This window comes from Micromonospora sp. NBRC 110037 (genome assembly GCF_001652995.1).
Classification (GTDB): Bacteria; Actinomycetota; Actinomycetes; order Mycobacteriales; family Micromonosporaceae; genus Micromonospora; species Micromonospora chalcea.
Map to the genome: position 1 here is coordinate 201,741 of NZ_BBVA01000007.1, position 20,260 is coordinate 222,000.

Genomic DNA, 20,260 nt, shown 5'->3' on the forward strand with positions numbered 1-20,260 from the left:
GCGGGTCGGCCGGGGTCCTCGGCCGACCGTCCCGGCGAATCGACAGGCCGACGGGGCAGCCGGCAACACATCGACGGAGTACGGTACCGACAGGAGAACTCTCCGTTACCGGTCAACCTCGGAAGGGGCACCGACATGCGAGTGTGGCGCATGGCCGCGACGGCTCTTCTCCTGCTGCCCGGCGGTGTCCTCGTCGCCGCGCCGCCCGCAACCGCCGCACCTTCCGCAACCGCCACGCCCTCCGCAACCGCCACGCCTTCCCCTGCGGCCGCGGCGGACCAGACGCCACCGGTGCTGGTGGACGTCACGGTCTCACCCGACGCGGTCTCCGTCTCGGGCGTCGACCTGGTGCCGGTGACGGTGACGGTGCACCTGACCGACGACACCGGCGTGGTCGAGGCCTCCGAGATGGACGGCGGCTCCCTGCCCTACGTCGGTCTGCGCCTCGTCGGCACGGACCGCACCGACGGCGCCGAGTTGTCGCTCACCGCTGGCACCCCGCAGGACGGCACCTGGAGCGCGACGATCCACGTGCCGTCGACCTGGAACGGCACCTGGGAGGTCCACCGTCTGGTGGCGACGGACGCCGCCTGGAACCGGCTCGACGTCGACCCGCCCGCCTCGGCGGACACCAGGCTGGAGGTCACCGGCACACACCGGCCCGCGGTCACCATGCGTCTCACCCCGAACCCGCTGGTCGGTGACGGACCGCTGACCGTGGCGGGACGGTTCTACTACGAGGACACCGGCGAGGGCATCGGTAACCAGCCCATCTTCTTCGGCACCGACAACCTCTGCGTTGAATATCACAGCGAGCCCAACGGCACCACCAAGGCCGACGGCACGTTCTCCCGGACCTATCCGAAGGGCGACAGCTACCTCAAGTGCGTCGGCATCACCCGTCCGTCCAACTCGAGGGTCGCACCGTCCTACATCGTCGTCACGGCAGACCATCCCCGGCTGAAGCCGACAGTCACGGCGAAAGCGAACCGCACCACCGTCACGCCCGGCACCACAGTCACCATCACCGGCGAGGTGAAGCCCGACGCCGGCTGGAACATCGAACTACAGCAACTCCAGGGCAGGACGTGGCGGAAGGTGGCCGCCGACCTGACGAGCGGAGACCGCGGCGCGTACCGCATCCCCATCACGCCGAAGACACCCGGCACCTTGCGCTACCGCGTAGTCGTCCCGAGTGAAGACCCGGCGACGGTCGGCGTGTCCGAGGTGGTCACCGTACGCGTGTCGACACCCGGCGGCGAGCCCTCGCCGGGCGGCGGCGGAGGCGGTGGCACCGTCGGAGGCGGAGGCACCGGAGGGCTTCCGATCACCGGTCCCGCCACCGCGCCGCTGGTGGCTGGCGGCGGGGCTCTCCTGATCGTCGGCGCCGGCCTGATGCTGCTGGCCCGCCGCCGCCGACCGACCCCGGACGGACGGTAGATCCGGACGGGCACCGGGCCGGGCACGACGACTGCCCCGGCCCGGCTCCCCTGACCGCGGATCACACCGGCGCCCCTTCCCCAACCACACCCGGCACCTGACGTCCCGCGCCGAACCCTCCACTCCTGCCAGTTGATCAAGGAGTTTGCGGCGAATTTTTGGCGCTCCGGTGACGCGAACTCCTTGGTCAACACCGGGTGCCGAATGCTGCCCGCCGACTGACAGCCACGGCCCAGCTTGATCAACACCAGGTCGCCGAGGTGGTGGCATCAACGGCTCCGCGACACCACCACCTCGGCGAGCTGGTGTTGATCAAGGCTGATGATGCCGCCACCTCGGCGAGCTGGTGGGAGGCGTGCATGCGTCAAGGGTGGGACCGGCGTCGGCGGTGATCTCGGGCAGATGAGCACCGTCCGGTTGATCCATCTCGTCTTCGTCAGGCCGCTCGGCGAGGGCCGGGACGGCCATGAGCGTCACTTCGTCGGCGTGCGCGTCGAGGACGCCGCGGTGCACGGCCGGTCGCCTCGCTCGGCCAGGATGACCGGATGCGGTGTGACATTCCTGAGAGCCTGCGCTGGGTCGAGCGGACGGAAGCCGGGCGGGCCTGGCTCGCGGAGCTGCCGGACCGGCTCGCCACGTGCGTCGCACGGTGGGAGCTGACGGTCGGGCCGCCGTTCGGGTACGCGTTCGCGTCGCTGGCGCTGCCCGCGACGCTGCCCGACGGGACGCGGGCGGTGCTGAAGCTGCAGTACCCGGACGACGACAGCCGTCACGAGGCCACCGCGTTGGCGCACTGGGACGGCCGGGGCGCGATCCGGCTGCTCGCCCACGATCCGGGCCGGCGCGCGTTGCTCGTCGAGCGCTGCGACCCCGGCACCCCGCTGTACGGCCTGCCGCCCGACGCCGCGCTCGACGTGGCGGTCGAGCTGCTGCCCCGCCTCGGGGTGCCGGCCGGACCGCCGTTCACTTCGCTCGCCGAGGAGGCGGCCGGCTGGGCGGAGCGGATGCCGGGCAACTGGCAGCAGGCCAACCGCCCGTACGAGCGGCGGCTGCTGGACGCCGCGCTCGGGCTGCTCGCCGACCTGGCGCCGAGCCAGGGTGAGCAGGTGCTGGTCAACCAGGACCTGCACGCCGGCAACATCCTGGCGGCGGGACGCGAACCGTGGCTGGTGATCGACCCGAAGCCGCTGGTCGGCGAGCGGGAGTTCGCGGTGGTACCGCTGGTGCGCGGCGCCGAGCTGGGCCACTCCCCCGCGGCGGTCCGGCACCGGCTCGACCGTCTCAGCGCCGAGCTGGGCCTGGACCGGGAGCGGGTACGCGGCTGGGCGATCGGCCAGACGGCGGCCTGGTGCATCGGCGGCGACCAGGTCTTCCCCGGCAACGTCGAGGCGGCCCGCTGGCTGCTCGACGAGATGTGAGTCAGCCCGCCTGGCAGGTGGGGCACCAGTACAGGTTGCGTCCGGCCAGCGTGCCCCGGCTCACCTCGGTGCCGCAGACGTGGCAGGGCGCGCCGGGGCGGCGGTAGACGTACACCTCGCCGCCGTGCCGGTCGACGCGCGGCGCGCGGCCCGTGACCTCGGGCAGGTCGGCGTCGCGCACCGTGTCGATCCGGCCCCGCTCGACCGCGCGGGTCATCAGCGTCACCAGGTCCATCCAGAGTTCGGCCCAGCCGGCCGCGCTCAGGTCGCGGCCGGGCAGCAGCGGCGGCCGGCCGGCCCGGAACAGCGCCTCGGTCACGAAGATCAGGCCGGTGCCGGCCACCACCGACTGGTCCAGCAGCAGCGCGGCGAGCGGGGTGGGGCTGCGGCGGATCCGCGCGTACGCCCGGTCGGGGTCGGCGTCGGCGCGCAGCGGGTCCGGCCCGAGCCGCTCGCGCAGCGCCGTCACCTCGGGCGGGGTCAGCAGTTCGCAGGCGGTCGGGCCGCGCAGCTCCAGCCAGTTCCGGTCGCTGTGCAGGCGCAGCCGCACCTGCCCGACCGGGGACGGCGGTTCCCCGGGCCCGTCGGCGAACTTCCCGTACAGACCCAGGTGTACGTGCAGCGTCAGCTCGCCGGCGTAGTGGTGCAGCAGGTGCTTGCCGTACGCCTCGGTGCCGTCCAGGACGGTGCCGCTGAGGCGGGCCGCGCCCTCGGCGAAGCGCCCCTGCGGGCTGTCTGCGTGCACCTTGTCGCCCGCGAACAGCTCGGCGTGCCGGGCGGCGAGGCGGTGGATGGTGTGTCCCTCTGGCACAACGACCAAGCGTAGCCAGCGGATCGGACCGCCGGCGACGTCGGGTCCTGAGACGACGTTGAATCGATGTTCGTCGACTGAAAGACTGGCGGCGGTAGCGCTCGGGAGCCAGTGCGAGCCGCTCGCTCTCGCCGGAGGGACAAGCGCGGGGTGATGTGCCACCCCGGTGCCGGGCAGTCGTCTCCGGCGCTCCGCCGTGCCGCTACGGCGGCGACATCGCGGTCCACCACCACTCCGGCGCCGACCGCCCCCGGCGCCCCCAGCTCGGGAGAGACACATGCTCCGTACGCTCGGCGCGGCACTGGCCGCCACCCTCACCCTGACCGGCCTGACCGCCTCGGCCGGTGCCGACCAGTCACCCGCCGCCACGGCGATGACGGCCGCCGCCACGGCGACGCCCACTCCCACGCCCACCTTCGCCTGCCCGCCGGCGCTACCGGTCACCGGCCAGGTGACCGGGGCCACCGCGACCAGCGTCACCATCACCTACTGGATGGTGCTCAGCCCGCCCTGCGGCTACGACCCGCCGCTCCTCGTCAGCCTCTTCACCAGCCGCGAGGACGCCACCGCGTGGCGCAACCCGGTGGCCGAAGCCGTCACGGGGCCGGAGCGCCAGGGAAAGGTGACAGTCACCGGCCTGGCCCCCGACACCGACTACTGGTTCCGGTTCGGCGACACCCACGGCACACGGGACCCGTACGTGATCGGCGGGCCGGCCCGGACGTCGGGAACCTGCTCCGCGACGGCCACGATCGACGCCAGCTGGGGCGGTGGCTTCGTCGCCACGGTGACGGTGCGCAACGACGGCGCCGAACCGGCACCGGGCTGGCTCGTCTCCTGGCGCTGGTCGGGTGACGAGCGCATCCAGTCGGTCTGGGGTGGGGTGGCGGAGGGCACCGGCCAGGACGTCGCGGTCCGCAACGCCTCCTGGAACGGAACGCTGCCGCCGGGTGGCTCGACGACGTTCGGCCTGCTCGTGGCGGCCGGCGCGACGCCCGGCACCATCACGCCGAAGTGCGGCAGGTGACAGCCGTGCGAGGGACGACACGGTACGGCGCGGTCGTGGTGGCGCTCGCGGTGGCTCTCGCGGCGACGGTGCTGGGACCGGCGGCGGGCGCGCTGGCGGCGCCGGTGACAGTCACCAACGGCACCCAGTTCACCGACACGAGCGGCGCCGTGGTGCACGCCCACGGCGGCGGCGTGCTCAAGGTCGGCGACTACTACTACTGGTTCGGCGAGAACCGCAACCCGGACAACACGTTCCGGGCGGTCTCCGTCTACCGCTCGACGGACCTGCGCACCTGGGAGTTTCGCAACAACGTGCTCACCCAGTCGTCGGCGGCCGAGCTGCGGGTCGCCAACATCGAACGGCCGAAGGTCATCTACAACGCCGCCACCGGCCGGTTCGTGATGTGGATGCACAAGGAGAACGGGTCCGACTACAACGAGGCCCGGGCGGCTGTCGCCTCCTCGGCCACTGTGGACGGCAGCTACACCTATCACGGCAGTTTCCGGCCGCTCGGGCAGCACATGTCCCGGGACATCACGCTCTACAACGACAACGGCACCGCGTACATGATCTCGGCCGCCGACGACAACTACGACCTGAACATCTACCGGCTCACGTCGGACTACCTCAACGTGGCCACCCTGGTGGGCAACTTCTGGGACGGCGCGCACCGCGAGGCGCCGGCGATGTTCAAGCGGGGCAGCACCTACTTCCTGCTGACGTCGGGGGCGACGGGGTGGAGCCCGAACCAGGCCCGGTACGCCACCGCGCCGAGCATCTCGGGACCGTGGAGCGGCTGGACCGACGTGGGCAACGGCACCACGTTCAACTCGCAGCCGGCGTTCGTGCTGCCGATCCAGGGCACGTCCGGCACCAGCTACCTCTATCTGGGTGACAGGTGGGCCGGAGCGTGGGGCGGCCCGGCCAACGACTCCCAGTACGTGTGGCTGCCGATCGCCTTTCCGACCGCCACCAGCATGAGCCTGACCTGGTACCCGTCGGTCACCATCGACGCGGCGGCGGGCACCGTCACCGGCAACTCGCCCGCGTACTACCGCGTCACCGCCCGGCACAGCGGCCGGGTGCTGGACGTGATCAACGGCTCCACGGCGAACAACGCCGAGGTCAAGCAGTGGAGCTGGAACGGCGGCGGGAACCAGAGGTGGGAGTTCCAGGACGCCGGCGGCGGATGGTTCCGCCTCGTCAACGCCGCGAGCGGCAAGTGTCTCGACGTCGCCAGCGCGAGCACCGCCGACGGCGCCAACATCATCCAGTACACCTGCGGCAGCGGCGCCAACCAGCAGTGGCAGTGGGCCGCGCGCGACGGCTGGTTCCAGTTGCGGGCCCGGCACAGCGGCAAGTGCCTGGACGTCGTCAACGCCGGCACCGGAGACGGCGCGGACGTCCAGCAGTACACCTGCGGTTCGGGCACCAACCAGCAGTGGTCACGCACGGTGGCGTGACCGGACGGCACGCCTGAGCGTGCGGAGCGAGCCCAGGGGTGTCGATTTCGGCACCCCTGGGTACTTCCTGCATGTCATGCGCGGCCTCCGCGCCTGGATCAGGAGGTGCCACAGTGAAGATCCTGTCCCGCCGGAACGCTCCGGCGACCAGTACCGATACCAACGGCGACGGTGTCGTCGACGAACGCGACCGGACCGCCGAGCAGCCGGCCGACCGGCCGGTGGTCACCGACCGCGACGAGGAGCGGACCACGTACCGCAGCGCCGCCACCGCCACCGACGACGAGCGCGCCCGGGACGCGGCGACCGACCGGGACGCACGCGACCTCGACGCCACCACCGACGGCCGGACGGCGACCACGACGACCGGCCGCCGGACCGTGGCGGCCGACGACGAGCGGGAGGCGGAGGCACGGCGGCGGGCCGCGGACCGGGGCGCGGCGGCGCGTGCGGTCACCGGCCGCCGGGTCGACGCCGACACGCGGACCGTTCCGGTGACCGACGCGCGGACCGCCGGCGCGGCGCCCGTCGCCGAGCGCACCACCGACCTGGACCGCGACGGCCGCGCCGACCTCGACCGGGACGGCCGCCCCGACGGTACGGACACCGACGGCGACGGTCGGGTGGACCGGCCGGAGCCGTACACCACGAAGCGTCCCCGGGCCAGCCTGCTCGCCACGCTCGGCCTGATCGTCTCGGTGGTCGGGGCGCTGTTCGTGCTCTCCGGCACGCTCGCCGGGTACGGCATCGGCGTCGGCGCGGCCGGCGCGGTGCTGGCGGTGCTGGGCCTGATCGCGACCCGTCGCCGGCACGTGGCGGGCAAGACCGACGCGCTGATCGGCATCGCCGTCGGCCTGGCCGCGGTGGTGCTCGGCATCGTGGCGATGACCGGCCAGTTCGACTGGCCGACCACCGACGGCGACTGGGTGGGCCGCTTCCGCGAGTGGCTCGACTCACAGTTTGCCAACTGGTTCTGACGGGCACTGTCCCGATCGCCGACGCAGGGCGTCGGCAGCCTGATCAGCTCCGGTGGTTCACCGGCCGGGCAACACCTCTTTCGGGGGCGGCGGTTCGCCGCCCCCGAAGTGTGTCCGGCGTCGACGCAACGATCGTTCGCCGCCCACTGGCTCAACGCAACGATTCGCTGCTCAACGCAACTTCTCGCGGTGGATGTCGTCTACCCGGGCCGCATAACGTTGGACCACGGCGCCAGCCCGTGGGCCGACGGTGGCCGGGCGCGCCCGACCCTGGGAGCACGACATGACGATGGACGCCATCCGCCAGCGCTTTCTGATGTGCCGGCCGACGTACTTCGCCGTCGACTACGCGATCAACCCGTGGATGGACCCGACCGCCCCGGTCGACGCCGACCTGGCGATCCGGCAGTGGGAGCAGCTTCGGCGCACGTACCTCGACCTGGGCCACGAGGTCGACCTGATCGAGCCGGTCGCCGGCCTGCCGGACATGGTCTTCGCCGCGAACGGCGGCACCGTGATCGACGGCAAGGCCATGGCGGTGCAGTTCCGCGACCCGCAGCGCGCCGACGAGGCGCCCGCGTACCGGGCCTGGTTCGAGGCCGCCGGCTTCGAGATGTACGACCCGAAGCACGTCAACGAGGGCGAGGGCGACATCCTGCTGGCCGGTGACCACCTGCTCGCCGGCACCGGGTTCCGCACCGCGCACGCCTCGCACGCGCAGCTCCAGGAGGTCTTCGGCTACCCGGTGGTCACCATGCAGCTGGTGGATCCCCGCTTCTACCACCTGGACACCGCGCTCACCGTGCTCGACGAGCGCACCGTGGCGTACCTGCCGGAGGCGTTCTCCCCCGGCAGCCGGGCGGTGCTGCGCCGGCTGTTCCCGGACGCGATCCACGCCACCATGGCCGACGCCGAGGTGCTGGGCCTGAACGCGGTCAGCGACGGCCGGCACGTGGTGCTGCCCGCGCAGGCCACCGACCTGGCCGCGAAGCTGCGCGACCGGGGCTACGAGACCATCGGGATCGACCTGTCCGAGCTGCGCAAGGCCGGCGGCGGACCGAAGTGCTGCACGTTGCGACTCCGTCAGGGAAAGGCGAGCAAGTGATCATCGACGACATGCTGCGGACTCCGTCCGCGGTCCGGGACGCGGAGCGTCACACGGCGCACAACTACCACCCGCTGCCCGTGGTGATCTCGTCGGCCGAGGGCGCCTGGCTGACCGACGTGGACGGCCGCCGCTACCTGGACTGCCTGGCGGGATACTCGGCGCTGAACTTCGGCCACCGGCACCCGAAGCTGATCGAGGCCGCGCACGCGCAGCTCGACCGGCTCACGCTGACCAGCCGCGCGTTCATCCACGACCAGTTCGCCGACTTCTGCCGCGAGCTGGCCGCGCTCTGCGGCAAGGACCTGGTGCTGCCGATGAACACCGGCGCCGAGGCGGTGGAGACCGGCATCAAGGTGGCCCGCAAGTGGGGCTACCAGGTCAAGGGCGTCACGCCGGGCCAGGCCAACATCGTGGTGGCGGAGGGCAACTTCCACGGCCGTACGACCACCATCGTCAGCTTCTCCACCGACGAGGACGCACGCGCCGACTTCGGGCCGTACACCCCGGGTTTCACTGTGGTCCCCTACGGCGACCTGGCCGCGCTGACCGAGGCGATCGACGAGAACACGGTGGCCGTGCTGCTGGAGCCGATCCAGGGTGAGCAGGGCGTCGTGGTGCCGCCGGAGGGTTACCTGCCGGGTGTGCGCCGGGTCTGCACCGAGCGCAACGTGCTGTTCGTCGCCGACGAGATCCAGTCGGGCCTGGGGCGTACCGGCGCGACGTTCGCCTGCGAGCACGAGGGCGTCGAGCCGGACATGTACCTGCTCGGCAAGGCGCTCGGCGGCGGCATCGTGCCGGTGTCGGCGGTGGCCGCGAACCGCGACGTGCTGGGCGTGCTCCAGCCGGGCCAGCACGGCTCGACGTTCGGCGGCAACCCGCTTGCCTGCGCGGTCGCGACCGAGGTGGTCCGGCTGCTGGCGACCGGCGAGTTCCAGCGCCGCTCGGCCGAGCTGGGCGAGCGGCTGCACGCCGGCCTGCGCGGCCTGATCGGCAAGGGCCTGGTGGCGGTACGCGGTCGCGGCCTGTGGGCCGGGCTGGACATCGACCCGGCGCTGATGACCGGCCGGCAGGCGTGCGAGCTGCTGATGGAGCGGGGTGTGCTCGCCAAGGACACGCACGGTTCGACCATCCGGCTCGCCCCGCCGCTGGTGATCACCGAAGAGGAGATCGACCACGCGGTGGCGCAGCTCGCCGCCGTGCTGGCCGGCTGAGGCCGTACGCGAGAAGGCGCCGGGACCGCGACGGTCCTGGCGCCTTCGCGTGCGGGTCACTGACGTGGCAGCCGCATCGCCATCGTCGGCGCCTCGGCCATCACCGAGTTCGGGGTGTACGTGGCGTCGCTGCTCATCTTGGCGGCGCGGCCCACCTGCACGCCCGGGTACAGCTCGATCAGGTCCCCCTCGGCGAGCACCCGGGACTGCTGCGGCGCCAGCGCGATCCGCTCGTTCTCCGCCATCGAGCCACCCGGGCGTACGCCGGAGCCGTTGGTGCTGGTGTCGGTGACCACCACCTCGCCCACGCGCAGCTCCAGCCGGATGTGGCTGCGGCTGATCCAGCGCCGGGCCTCGTCGTTGAGCCACTGGCCCAGCGTCACCGCGCCCGGCCCCTCCGGCGCCCGGCCGACCTGCACCGGCTCGGTCTCGGTGAGCGCGAACCGCTTGCGCACCAGCCCGCCGATGCGCACCGCGAGCACCTCGGTACGCGGGCGCGGACCGGCGTCGGAGAGCCGAGCGCCGTGCCGGGGGCAGGTCGGGGCGCCGGTGCGCAGCGTGGGCGGCGGCTGCTCGGCCGGCGCCCGGTCCACGGCGGCCAGGTCGGCGAACGCGCCGCCGCCCCCGCCGCCGCCGAACAGCGCGCAGCCCGGTTCGGGGCAGCGCCACTGCCGGGAGAGCAACTTGACGCCGGCCGGTGAGCGGCTGCCGGTGGCCGGGTCCTGGCCGCCGCCGACGTGCGCGATGAACACCGGCCCACCGGCGCCGGGCACCGGGGCGAGCACGCGCCCGGCCTGCCCGAGCCACGGGTACCGGCCCACCAGCCCGTCCAGCCGGGCCCGGGTGAGCACCGGCAGGCCGAGCAGGTCGGCCACCTCCAGCATCCGGTCACCGGGCTGGTCGAGCACCTCCACCAGGCCGTCGTCGGCCCAGCGGCGGACCACCATCCGCTCGTTGGAGGTCAGGTCGGCGTCGGACAGCAGCGCCCGGTGCACGATCGCGTAGACCGGGACGCTGTCCTCACCGATCTGCCGGGACAGCGCGTCGATGACCATGCCGAGGCGCAGCAGGCTGGCCGGCCGACCGCCGTCCAGGTTCTGCCAGCGGATGACCTCGGCCAGGTCGACCACGGCCCGGGCCAGCGACGGATCGGTGCAGACCCGTCCCTCGATGGCGTCGAGCACCTTGCTGATCTCGAATCTCATGCCGCAGCTCCGCACGATGTCGTCCCGTGACGCGGTCGGGGTGGTACGCCCCGCCGTGCCGCGCGCCACCACCGTGGCGCGCCCTCCACCAAGCGACGACCCTACCGGCAGCCGGCCGGGTCAGCCCGCGCGCAGCGGGCGGCCCACGTCGTGCAGGTGCGCCAGCGCCTGCCGGTACGACTCGATCAGCCCGGTCTCCGCGTACGGGACGCCCTGCTCCGCGCAGTACGCCATCACCAGCGGCCGGGCCCGGCGCAGGTTGGCGCGGGGCATGTTCGGGAACAGGTGGTGCTCGATCTGGTAGTTGAGCCCGCCCAGCGCCAGGTCGACGAGCCGGCCGCCGCGTACGTTGCGCGAGGTGAGCACCTGCTTACGCAGGTAGTCGAGGCCGTCCTCGTCGGTCGGCATCGGCATGCCCTTGTGGTTCGGGGCGAACGAGCAGCCCATGTAGAGGCCCCACAGCCCCTGGTGCACGGCCGCGAACACCAGCGCCTTGGCCGGTGACATGACCGCGAACAGCAGACCGAGGTAGCCGGCGGCGTGGGCGGCGAGCAGCAGCGCCTCCACCGCGCGGTGCCGCATCGGCACCCGCCACCGCCCGTCCGGTTCGCGGTCGACGAGCGCCCGCACGCTCGCCACGTGCAGCGCCAGCCCTTCCAGCAGCAGCAGCGGGAAGAACAGCCACGCTTGGCGGCGGGCCATCCACCGGCCCAGGCCGCGCGTGGCGCTCGCCTGCTCGTACGTCCACACCAGCGCGCCCGCGCCGACGTCCGGGTCCTCGTCGGTGTGGTTCGGGTTGGCGTGGTGGCGGTTGTGCTTGTCGACCCACCAGCCGTAGCTGAGCCCGACGGCGAGGTTGCCGGCGACCAGCCCGGCCGCCTCGCTGGGCCCGCGCCGCCGGAACATCTGCCGGTGCCCGGCGTCGTGGCCGAGGAACGCCACCTGTGTGGTGGCCACCGCCATCACCACTGCCAGCGGCACCTGCCACCACGAGTCACCGACGAGCGCCACCAGGGCCCAGCCGGCCAGGAACGCGCCGAGCGTGAGCGCGATCCGCAGCGCGTACCGGCCGGGCCGCCGCTCGAACAGTCCCGCCTCGGCGATGCGGCGGGACAGCCGCGCGTAGTCGCTGCCCCGCCGTGCCGCGGGTTCCGTCGACGTGGAAGAAGTCATGTCGCCCCCCGATGCGCGAGCCACGCTCTCGTACGCGACTCTCCGTCACCGATTCTGGCGACGATCGTCGCCGTGGGTAATCCCGCAGACCCCCGGCTCGGGGGTGGTGCTGTCCCTACCCCGCCGGGCCGGACCCGGGCAAACGATCTTCGTCACACCGCAGCGAGCCCACGCATCGGTGGGCGCACCCCCTCTGACCAGCTAATCTGTACGTAAAGATGAGTGCCGTTCATCCGAACGGTCAGCCGTGCCGGACGCACGGTCATCGACAGACGGGAGACATCACGGTGCGTGGATTGACAGACAAGGTGGTGCTCGTGACGGGCGGCGGCTTCAGCCCCGACCAGGTCGGCTCCGGACTCGGCATGTCCATGTGCGTCGAGCTGGCCGCCGAAGGCGCGAAGGTCGTCGTCTCCGATCTCTCCCTGGAACGCGCCGAGGCGACTGTCACCCGCGTCAAGGAGGCCGGCGGCGACGCGGTGGCGGTGGCGGCCGACGTCACCGACGAGGACTCGGTACGCGCCATGGTGAGCGCCGCCCTCGACGCGTACGGGCGCATCGACGTGCTGGTGAACAACGCCGGCGTGTTCGGCGCGTACGTGCCGCTGCTGGAGATCGAGAACAAGCAGTGGGACCGCGTCATGGAGGTCGACCTGAAGGGCGTCTTCCTCGCCACAAAGGCCACGTTGCCGCACATGCTGGAGCGCGGCAAGGGTGTCGTGATCAACGTGTCGTCGGCGTCCGGCCTGGTCGCCAGCGAGGTCGGCGCGGAGTACACCACCGCCAAGCACGGCGTCATCGGGCTCACCAAGCAGATCGCCTACGACTACGGCCACCAGGGCATCCGCGCTGTGGGCATCGGCCCCGGCGTGATCAAGACCGCCGCCTTCGAGGGCGCGGAGATCACCAGCGACTTCCCGTTCTACGACCTGACCATGCAGGCGCCCGCCGGCCGGTACGGCGAACCGCACGAGATCGCCCGCGCGGTCTGCTTCCTCGCCAGCGACGACGCGTCGTTCATCCACGGCCACACCATCCCGGTCGACGGCGGCTCGCCGATCAGGTGAGGCGCACCGGCGCAGCGAAGCCCTCTCACCACAGTCGGTGAGAGGGCTCGCCGCTCGGGTCAGCCGAGCCGGGCCACGGCCTCGCGCAGCCGGACCAGATCACGCCGGCGCCGCTCGTAGGTGGCGGCCAGCCCGATCAGCAGCAGCCCGCCCACGCCCAGGAAGAGCCAGCGGGGCAGCAGGTCCCAGCCCCGGGCCAGCTCGTGCAGCGCCAGCGGCACCAGCGTGGCCGCGCCCAGCACCACCGGCGCCTGCCAGCGCCGGGCCGCCCCGCCCAGCACCACCGCCACCGCCGCCGCGCCGAGCGCGAGCCGCCGCCACGGCTGCGGCTCACCGGAGACGAGCACCGACACGAGGCTCGGCAGGAACGCCGCGCCGAGCGCCGGACCGAACGTCAGCCAGCTGGTCAGCCCGGGCCGGCGTCGCAGCGCCAGCAGCCCGGCGCCCAGGGCGAGCGCCGCCGCCGGCAGCGTGTACGCCTCCAGCACGACCACCCCGCGCGCGGCCAGCACCAGCCACCCACCGACCAGTTCGCTGCCGGCGGCCACCGCGGCCAGCACGCGACGCCCGCCCGGCGACTCGCTCCGGCGCAGCACCCGGACCGCGACGGCCACGCCCCACAGCACGCAGACCGCCGCCGCGTGCCGCAACGAGCCGCCGGTGAGCAGCAGCGCGAGCAGCGCCACCGCCTGCGCCGCCGCCTCCAGCGCCCACGTGCCGGCCCGCCCGACGCCGCCCGGACCGCCGGACCGGACCACGCGCAGCAGCGGCGCCGCGTGCAGCGTCACGGCCGCGACGGCCAGGACCGCGAACGCCCCGGTACGCAGCGACTGCCCGGCCGTCAGCGACGCGACCAGGGCGAACCCGGTGGCCGCCGCGACGGCGCCCAGCCACCCCACGATCCGGACCACCGCCGGCCGTCCGGCCACCCCGGTCACCGCCCCGGCCACCACCAGCACACCGAGCGCAGCGAGCGTCCCGGCCCGGGTGGCGAGCAGACCACCGAACCCGGGTACGGCCAGCACCACGGCCAGCGGCACGAGCACCGCCCGGTACGCCCCGGTCAGCGCGGCGGTCAGCAACGCGGCCAGCCCGATCCCGAACGCCGTCGCCGGCACCACCGGCCAGGGCGCGCCGGCCGCCTCGGCCAGCACCGGCAGCGCCACCGCGCCGAACGGCGCCCCGGCGACCCACCACGCGACGCGGCGACCCGTCGCGGCGTACGCCCCGGCGGCGACGCCCAGGAGCAGCAGCACCAGCCCGGCGCGGGCGGTCCCGGCGGAAGCCGCCGCGGCGGCGGGCACCCCGGACCCGGGCCGCACCGGCAGGCCCGCGAGCACCAGCAGCACGGTCCGCGCCCTGGCCAGCAACGCCACCACGGCCAGCGCGGCGCCCACCGCGCGCGGGGCGGCCGCCGGCCGGGAGCCACCCCCGGCGGCAAGCGCCAGCAGGACCCCCGCCGCCGCGTAGAGCGCCACCGGTTCCCCGCCCGGCGCGACGAGCGGCACCAGGCCGGTCCCGGCGAGCGCCACGGCGAGCCCGGTCGAGGCGTACCCGCTCAGGTCGGTCCACAGGCGACGGACGGCGAGGACGACGACCACCGGCACCACGACGGCGGCGGCCGCACCCCGCAGTTGCCACCACGGCGGCGCGCCGAGGCCGAACAGCGCGACGGCCACCGCCGCCGGTACGGCGACCAGCGCCACCGCGAGCGCGACGCCGCCGACGACCGGCTGCGCGCCCAGCCCGCGCCGGCCCAGCCCGGCCACCGTCACGCCGAGCAGCGCCGTCACGGCGAGCACCGCCACCGCCCCGCCGGGCGCGGCGACGCCGACCAGCAGCGCGTGCCCGAACAGCACCGCGGCGGCCGACGCGGCGACCGGGACGACAACCCGGCCCGGGCGCGGCCTGGCCACCGCCGCCAGCAGCAGCGCGGCGGCCGCCCCGAGGTCCACCACCAGCACCAGCGGCCACGGCACGGCCGTCACGGCCGGCGCGGCGAGCGCGACCAGCCCGGCGGCGATCACACCGACCAGCGGCCGGCCGGCCCGGGGCGTCAGCAGCGCGACCGCGCCGGCGGTCAGCAGCAGGGCCGCCGGGAGCTGCCAGCCCCAGGACGGGACCGGCACGTCCCGCCCGCCCTGCCAGGCCGGGAACGAGGCGCTCGCGGTCGCCGCGCCGACCACGCCGGTGAGCACGACCGTGACCTGGCCCAGCGCGGCGGCCACCGCGAGCACGCCCACGAGCGGACCGGTCCGCACCGGCGCGGGCAGCGCCCGGACCGCACCGGCGAGCGCCGCCACCACGAGGCCGGCGGCGATCAGCAGCAGCCCGGAACGCAGCTCGGCGACCGGCCGGATCAACGCGCCCGCGAGCACCGGTGCCAGCAGTCCGGTGGTGGTCGCGCGCCAGAACCGGCCGCCGGCCGCGACCGCGCCCGCGACCGCTGCCAGCACCACCAGCAGCAGCGGGCCACCGGCCAGCAGCGGCGTGCCCGCCGCGTGGCCGACCGCCAGCGGCACCAGCGCGCAGCCGGCCGCCAGGACCAGCGCCACGCCGTGCCCGGTCCAGCCCAGCACCAGCCCGGCCGCCACCGCGGCGCGGTTGCCGGAGGTTCGGCGGCGCAGCGCCACCACCACCGCGAGGTCGCCGAGCGCCACGGCGGTCAGCACCAGCGCCCAGCCGGCGGCGGTGGGCCGGAACGCGGCCACGGCCAGGGGCAGCACCGGCTGCGCCAGCAGCCACGCCGCGAACCAGGGTGCGGTGAGCCGGCTGACCAGCGCGTATCCGGCCGCCACCGCGGTACTGACGGCAGCGACCAGCGCCGCGTACCGGCTGCCGGGCAGGCCGGTCACCCCGAACAGGTCCACCGACCAGGCGGCGTACCCGTCCAGGACCACCAGCAGCAACGCCACCGAGGCGAGCGTCTCGGCGGTGCCGCGCAGCCCGCGCGCCCGGGCGACGAGCGGCGCGGCCAGAGCAAGCGCGGTGACCGCCAGCAGGACCAGCGCCCGGCCGGTCACCCCGAACGTGGCCCAGGCGACAGCGGTGAACACCACGGCGGCGGTGCCGAGCAGCAGTCCACCCAGGACGAACAGCAGCCCCTGCACCGCCCGGGTGGAGGTTTCCGCGCCGCCGGGGCGTACCGGGGCGGGGGCCTGCGGGATTTGACGCGGCGGCGGCGCCGGGAGCTGCGCGGGACCGGCGGCGCCCGGCACGGGGATCTCCTGACGGATCCGGGCGGCCAGCGCCGACCGCCGCTGCCGGGCCGTGGACAGGCGGCCGGACAGATCGTGGTACGCGAGCCGGGCCGCCTCGACGCGCGGCGCCAGCTCGGTGATCTCCCGGTCCAGCCGGATCACCTCGGCGGCGGGCGGGTAGGGCGGACGGCCGCAGCCGCGGCATCCGGCGACGAGGTCGGCCGGGGCGCCGCAACCGGGGCAGGGGTAGCCGGTGTTCTCCACCCGGCCAGCTTCGCGGGCGGCGGGGCGGGCGGACAGAGTAGGAGTACCTAGGGCCGGGTCTGCTCGCGCACCCAGGCGGTGTAACCGGGGTTGCCGCTGTCCTCCCGGCTGACCAGGATCTCCGGCACCTCGTACGGGTGGTTGGCGCGGAGCTGGTCGACCAGCGCGTCCACCCGGTCCGGCGCGGTCTTGAACCGCACCTGCCACTCGGCGGTGGTCTGGATCGCCGACTGCCACCAGTAGGTGCTGTCCACCGGGCCGCCGACCTGGGCGCACGCCGCCAGCCGGCCGGCGACCGCCGCGGCCGCCAGCACGTCCGCGACCCCGCGGGCGTCCACCACAGTCGTCACCACGCAGATCTGCTCCACCAGCGCACCTTACGCGGCGCGCGGCCGGCGCGCCGAACAGGCGCGGGGAATCGGATCAGGCGTCGACGGTGCCGTTGCGGTTGTCCGCGATCCACCTGTCGATGCGGGCCCACCAGTCGAACAGCCAGTCGATGCGTTCCTGCTCGCCGGCCGGGATCTCCTCCGGCGGCACCGACCAGAACCGCATCACGATCCGCTTGTCCATCGGCAGTTCGCGCCACACGTCGGCGACGGTGAGCATCTGGTCCAGGCCGGTGTGCGCCACGAAGATCACTCCGGCGTCCGGCGCGGCGTCGAGCGCGGCGAGCAGCCCGCCGGGCTGCGGGGCGAGCACGTGCCGCATCCGCTCGGCGCGGCGCGCCATCCGCTCCAGCCCGAGCCCGCGGAGCCGGTCGATCGCGCGCAGCCGCCGGGACGGGGTGAAGTTGCCCCCCTCCGGGAAGATCACGAAGGCGTCGTCGTCGTCCAGGCCGGTGGCCAGGTGCCCGATCTGCCGCACCACCGAGTCGCGCCCGTCCGGCCCGGCCGCGATGAACCGGTTGGGCAGCCGGTTGAGCAGCACGTCGATGGCCGGATCCCACTGGAGCGTCTCCTTGAGCACGATCCGGGGTTCCCGGTTGAACCAGTTCACCAGCGCGTGGATCAGGATGAACGAGTCACCGGGCCCGGCGTGCCGGCAGACCACCAGCTCGGGGCGGCCGGGCAGGGCGGTGTCCGGGTCGGTGCCGACCACGTCGATGCTCAGCCGCAGCGTCCACCGGGCCTGCCAGAACATCACCCGCAGGAACCATCCGGCGAGCACGTAGTGGGCCCGCTGGAAGGCCGGCGCACGCTTGTAGACGCCGAAGCCGGAGGCCAGCCAGAGCAGGAAGAGGGCGAGCAGCGCGGCGGCGTCCCAGACCAGGTAGACGGTGCCGAACCAGAGCAGCCGCAGCGGGCGTAGCCGTCCCGGCACCAGCGGCGACGCGGCGAGCGCGAGCAGCGCCCAGGCCGGCAGCGTGGTCACCACGAAGAAGGCGAGCAGCACCACTCCGGGCGCGAGCACCAGCCGGCGGAGCCAGCGGGGCGGCAACGGCATCAGCGCTCCAGCGCGGTGTCCAGGTATCGGCGGGAGGCAGTGTACGCGCGACTGATCCGCCGGCCCACCGCCGCGGTGTCCCGGTACGCCCACGGGCTGTCGTCGCGCGGCTCCAGCCCGCCGGTGGGTAGCACGTGTACCTCCACGTCCTCGGGCAGCGCCGCCATCTCCCGCGCGAACCGGTGCCGGCGGGCGATCTCGAACGCCACCTGGGCGATCTCCCAGGGGCGGCGCGGCGGGCTCAGCTCACGCTCTATCCGGCCCACCTGGAGCACGAAGATCTGCTTCGCGCCGAGCAGCACCGCCTCGCCGACCGGGATCGAGTTGACCACGCCGCCGTCGATGTAGTGCTGGCCGTCGATCTGGGTCGGGGGCAGCAGCCCGGGCACCGAGGCGGAGGCGAGCACGGCCGGCACCAGCGGCCCGCTGTGGAACCAGTGCTCGGCGGCGCGCTCGATGTTCGCGGCGCAGCAGCGGAACGGCACGGCCAGGTCGGCGAAGGTGGTGTCCTCGCCCAGTGTGCTCTCCAGCAGGCGGTACAACGGCCGGGGCGAGTGCAGGTGGGTACGGGCGGCGAACCGGCGCAACTGGCGGGCGACCGAGTCGCCGTACACCTCGCTGGCCTCGGGCGACGCCCAGAGCCGGACCAGCCGGTCGGTGACCGCCTCGGTCGGGTCGGCGGCGACCAGGGCGCCGTTGACCGCGCCGATCGAGGTGCCCAGCACCAGGTCGGGTTTGATCCGGGCGCGGAACAGGGCGCGCAGCATCCCCACCTCGACCGCGCCGAGCACTCCCCCGCCGCCGAGCACGAACGCCACCGGACCTGCTGCCATGACGTTCATCCTGGCACGCGGCCCACAGCCGGCCGGGCGGACCGTCCCCGCTGGTCCCGGCGGTGACCGGGAGCCATCACGGATGCGCGCCGCGCGATCGGCGCCGCGCGGACTGTTGACAGGTAAGACACATTCACGCAACCTGATAGCGCTCCCGAGCCCAGGCAGGTGCGAGCTGATGGCGACACTCCAGGCCGGCCGCCTGCTGGCCCGTCGGTACCGGCTCATCGACCGGATCGGCGCCGGTGGCATGTCGGTGATCTGGCGGGCCCGCGACGAGGTGCTCGACCGGGTGGTGGCGGTCAAGGTGCTCGCGCCCTCGCTCGCCGCCGACGCCCGGTTCCGCGACATGGTGCGCGAGGAGGCCCGCTCGGCCGCCCAGCTCGACCATCCACATGTCACGGCCGTGCACGACTACGGCGAGACGGTGGCGCCGGACGGCTCGATCACCTCGTTCGTGGTGATGGAACTGCTCGCCGGCGAGGAGCTGGAACACCGGCTCACCGAAGGGCCGCTGCCCTGGCCGGAGGCGGTGGAGACCGGCGCGCAGGTGGCCGAGGCGCTCGCCGCCGCGCACCGGCTCGGCATCGTGCACCGGGACGTGACCCCGGCCAACGTGATGATGACCGGCACCGGGGCGAAGGTGCTCGACTTCGGCATCGCCACCCGGGTCGGGACGCCGGACGACGACGAGGACGGCGGCACGTTCGGCACCCCCGCGTACGTGGCGCCGGAACGGCTGGACGGGGCGCCGGCCCAGCCGGCCACCGACGTCTACTCGCTCGGCGTGCTGCTGTTCGAGACGCTGACCGGGCACCCGCCGTACCCGGCGGAGACCTGGGAGGAGCTCAGCGCCGCGCTCGCGGAGAGCCCGGAGCCCAGCCTGGACGGCGTACCGGGGCTGCCGGGACCGGTCGCGGAGATCTGCCTGCGCTGCCTGGCCCGCGACCCGCGACAGCGGCCCACCGCGCACCGGGTGGCGGCCGTGCTGCGCGACCAGATGCTGCCCGCCGACCCGCAGGCCGCCACCATGCTGGCGCCCACCATGACGCTGCCCGCGCTGCCGCCGTCGTCTGCTCCCCCGCCGCCCGGGCCGGCCGCGGACCCGGTCCCGCCGGGCAACCCGGCCGCCGCGCCAAGCCGGCGGCGCGTCCTCGCGCTCGCGGCGGCCGGCGTGGCGGTGGTCGCCGCCGCCGCGCTGCTCGTGCCCACGCTGACACCGGACCGGCCGGAGGACCCCCGGGTGCTGCCGACCGCCGGGCCGGTCCAGCCGCCGTCCACCGTCGCGCCCGCGCCGGAGCCGCCGGTCGTCACGGCGCCGGCCACACCGTCGAGCGCGCCCGCCACCGGCGGCAACCGTCCGCCCGCGACCGGCCAGCCCGACGCCGCCGAACGGGTCGACGGGCTGATCGAGGCCGGGCTGGCGGAGGGTCAGATCCGCGAGGACGTCGGGGTGGACCTGCGCAACCTGCTGCGCAACGCGGTCGCCGCGAGCGGTGAGGGCGAGGTGACCGCCGCCGTGGACCGGCTCCGCGACAAGATCGACGAACGCCGCCGCGAGGGCAGCATCACCCCCGGGTACGCGCGGCGGCTCGACGCGGCCGCCGCGGAACTCGTGGCCGGGCAGACCTGACC

The 20,260-nt window shown here is 74.3% G+C and carries 16 protein-coding genes; 9 read left to right on the top strand and 7 right to left on the bottom strand.

Annotated features, from left to right (window positions below):
- Positions 1–135: 135 nt before the first annotated feature.
- Complete coding sequence (locus A4R25_RS21370) at positions 136–1,440, top strand: hypothetical protein (RefSeq protein WP_157539136.1); 1,305 nt, start codon at positions 136–138, stop codon at positions 1,438–1,440.
- A 545-nt stretch (positions 1,441–1,985) separates the two neighbouring features.
- A complete protein-coding gene (locus A4R25_RS21380) occupies positions 1,986–2,858 on the top strand; it encodes an aminoglycoside phosphotransferase family protein (RefSeq protein ID WP_064447858.1) in 873 nt (290 codons plus the stop codon).
- 1 nt (position 2,859) lies between these two features.
- On the opposite strand, the gene A4R25_RS21385 is transcribed toward A4R25_RS21380, so the two are convergent.
- Positions 2,860–3,669: an Fpg/Nei family DNA glycosylase gene (locus A4R25_RS21385; RefSeq protein ID WP_064447859.1), complete on the bottom strand. Its 810-nt coding sequence runs from the start codon at positions 3,667–3,669 to the stop codon at positions 2,860–2,862.
- 277 nt (positions 3,670–3,946) lie between these two features.
- On the opposite strand from A4R25_RS21385, the gene A4R25_RS21390 reads away from it, so the two are divergent.
- The 5 genes from A4R25_RS21390 (at position 3,947) to rocD (ending at position 9,437) form a co-directional block, all read left to right on the top strand.
- Positions 3,947–4,696 carry a cellulose binding domain-containing protein gene (locus tag A4R25_RS21390; protein WP_064447860.1) on the top strand — a complete coding sequence of 250 codons (750 nt, stop codon included), beginning with the start codon at positions 3,947–3,949 and terminating at the stop codon, positions 4,694–4,696.
- Positions 4,697–4,701: 5 nt separating this feature from the next.
- Positions 4,702–6,141 (top strand): RICIN domain-containing protein, encoded by a 1,440-nt coding sequence (locus tag A4R25_RS21395; RefSeq protein WP_064447933.1) that lies wholly within the window; start codon positions 4,702–4,704, stop codon positions 6,139–6,141.
- Between the two features lie 113 nt (positions 6,142–6,254).
- A complete protein-coding gene (locus A4R25_RS21400) occupies positions 6,255–7,118 on the top strand; it encodes a DUF4190 domain-containing protein (RefSeq protein WP_064447861.1) in 864 nt (287 codons plus the stop codon).
- 289 nt (positions 7,119–7,407) lie between these two features.
- The gene (gene ddaH, locus A4R25_RS21405) at positions 7,408–8,223 is read left to right on the top strand and encodes a dimethylargininase (protein WP_181373781.1); all 816 of its coding nucleotides are present in this window, start codon (positions 7,408–7,410) and stop codon (positions 8,221–8,223) included.
- On the top strand, positions 8,223–9,437 hold the full coding sequence (gene rocD, locus A4R25_RS21410) for an ornithine--oxo-acid transaminase (RefSeq protein ID WP_181373782.1): 1,215 nt from the start codon (positions 8,223–8,225) through the stop codon (positions 9,435–9,437). Before ddaH ends, rocD begins: the two co-directional genes overlap by 1 nt.
- Positions 9,438–9,493: 56 nt before the next feature.
- On the opposite strand, the gene A4R25_RS21415 is transcribed toward rocD, so the two are convergent.
- Together A4R25_RS21415 and A4R25_RS21420 are read right to left on the bottom strand one after the other, a co-directional pair.
- Positions 9,494–10,642, bottom strand: coding sequence for an FHA domain-containing protein (locus A4R25_RS21415; RefSeq protein WP_064447934.1), 1,149 nt, complete (start codon positions 10,640–10,642; stop codon positions 9,494–9,496).
- A 120-nt stretch (positions 10,643–10,762) separates the two neighbouring features.
- Positions 10,763–11,815 carry an acyl-CoA desaturase gene (locus A4R25_RS21420; protein WP_064447862.1) on the bottom strand — a complete coding sequence of 351 codons (1,053 nt, stop codon included), beginning with the start codon at positions 11,813–11,815 and terminating at the stop codon, positions 10,763–10,765.
- Between the two features lie 287 nt (positions 11,816–12,102).
- Here A4R25_RS21420 and A4R25_RS21425 point away from each other — a divergent pair, with 287 nt between their 5' ends.
- Positions 12,103–12,882: an SDR family NAD(P)-dependent oxidoreductase gene (locus A4R25_RS21425; RefSeq protein WP_082931086.1), complete on the top strand. Its 780-nt coding sequence runs from the start codon at positions 12,103–12,105 to the stop codon at positions 12,880–12,882.
- Positions 12,883–12,941: 59 nt separating this feature from the next.
- On the opposite strand, the gene A4R25_RS21430 is transcribed toward A4R25_RS21425, so the two are convergent.
- The 4 genes from A4R25_RS21430 to A4R25_RS21445 are packed head-to-tail and all read right to left on the bottom strand — an operon-like array spanning position 12,942 to position 18,625.
- Positions 12,942–16,346, bottom strand: a complete 3,405-nt coding sequence (locus A4R25_RS21430; RefSeq protein ID WP_064447863.1) for an SCO7613 C-terminal domain-containing membrane protein — start codon at positions 16,344–16,346, stop codon at positions 12,942–12,944.
- 47 nt (positions 16,347–16,393) lie between these two features.
- A complete protein-coding gene (gene cutA / locus A4R25_RS21435; protein WP_030503202.1) occupies positions 16,394–16,714 on the bottom strand; it encodes a divalent-cation tolerance protein CutA in 321 nt (106 codons plus the stop codon).
- 55 nt (positions 16,715–16,769) lie between these two features.
- The gene (locus tag A4R25_RS21440) at positions 16,770–17,792 is read right to left on the bottom strand and encodes a 1-acyl-sn-glycerol-3-phosphate acyltransferase (RefSeq protein WP_064447864.1); all 1,023 of its coding nucleotides are present in this window, start codon (positions 17,790–17,792) and stop codon (positions 16,770–16,772) included.
- A complete protein-coding gene (locus A4R25_RS21445; RefSeq protein WP_043328558.1) occupies positions 17,792–18,625 on the bottom strand; it encodes a patatin-like phospholipase family protein in 834 nt (277 codons plus the stop codon). The genes A4R25_RS21440 and A4R25_RS21445 overlap by 1 nt, the downstream gene beginning before the upstream one ends.
- A 178-nt stretch (positions 18,626–18,803) precedes the next feature.
- Here A4R25_RS21445 and A4R25_RS21450 point away from each other — a divergent pair, with 178 nt between their 5' ends.
- The gene (locus A4R25_RS21450; protein WP_064447865.1) at positions 18,804–20,258 is read left to right on the top strand and encodes a serine/threonine-protein kinase; all 1,455 of its coding nucleotides are present in this window, start codon (positions 18,804–18,806) and stop codon (positions 20,256–20,258) included.
- Positions 20,259–20,260 lie beyond the last annotated feature (2 nt).